The organism is Paraburkholderia sp. SECH4, assembly GCF_030511745.1.
In the GTDB taxonomy this organism is placed as follows: domain Bacteria; phylum Pseudomonadota; class Gammaproteobacteria; order Burkholderiales; family Burkholderiaceae; genus Paraburkholderia; species Paraburkholderia madseniana.
Window position 1 is genome coordinate 1 of sequence record NZ_JALOCP010000125.1, and the last position, 1,011, is coordinate 1,011.

1 protein-coding gene is annotated in these 1,011 nt (G+C 67.9%); it reads right to left on the reverse strand.

Annotated features, from left to right (window positions below):
• The coding region (locus tag M0D67_RS42030) for an IS110 family transposase (protein ID WP_266243698.1) at positions 1 to 932 on the reverse strand (932 nt) is incomplete at its 3' end.
• Between the last annotated feature and the right edge of the window lie 79 nt (positions 933 to 1,011).

Consider the following 1,011-nt stretch of genomic DNA (forward strand, 5'->3'; position numbering starts at 1 on the left):
CGGTTGCCCTGCCTGCTGATGCCCTGATCGGTATGGCTCTCGCCGCTGTCGTAGGGCTGCGGCACCAGCCCGACGCACGCCCCCACCTGGCGCCGGTTGCTGAACTCCCTCCAGAACAACTCCAGCGCGAGGCGCGACGCACCCACCTCGCCGATGCCCTTCAGGCGCGCCAGGTCCTCGCTGCGCTTGCGCGCGGCCGCCGGCACGCTCGCCTTGCGCGTCTTCTCCAGCGCGGCGAGTTGCTGCTCCGCCAGTGCCAGCCGTTCGCACTCGCGCAGCAGCCGTTCACGCAGCTCGGGCGGCAGCGGCGTGCCGTCGTGGCACTTCACCTCGTTACGGGCGAGCCGGCCGGCAAAGGCCTTGTGGTCGACCTCATCCCAGCAGCCGAGCGTGGCCAGCAGTTTGCGCATGCGGTCGCGATGCTGCAGGACTTCCTTCTGCAGTTCCCCGCGATCGCGCATCAGCTGGCGCGACGCCTCGTCCTGCGGCGACGGCACGTGAACCACGTGCATGCGGTCACGCTCGCCGCGCAGCCACGCGCGCAGATTGATCACCAGCTTGATGACATCGAGCCGGTCGGTCTTCGCGCGTCGCTTGTGGCGTTCGACCGGAATGCTCGCCGGATCGACGACGTAGCACTCGATGCCGCGCGCCTGCAGCGCACGACAGATCCAGAACGCGTCCTGGCCGGCCTCGTAGCTCACGACGACCCGCACGCCCGCGGGCAGCAACCACTTCTCTCTGTGCCATTCGATCAGGTCCAGCACCGCCTGCAGGCGGGCGGCGGCCTGTGGCTGCGCGACCGTGTGCACGGCGGGCTTCTCGCGCCGGCCGTCGTGCAGCGCGACCTTCCAGTTTGCTCCGGCAAGCTCGAGTGATACCGCCAGCACCGGTTCCTCACCACCCGTCGTGAACGTCTGATCCGTGCGCATGATGCTCTCTCCTTTGAACAGGACTCGACACGCTGATTTTACGTATCAGTTCGTCGACGTCCCCTGCTCATAGGATCTG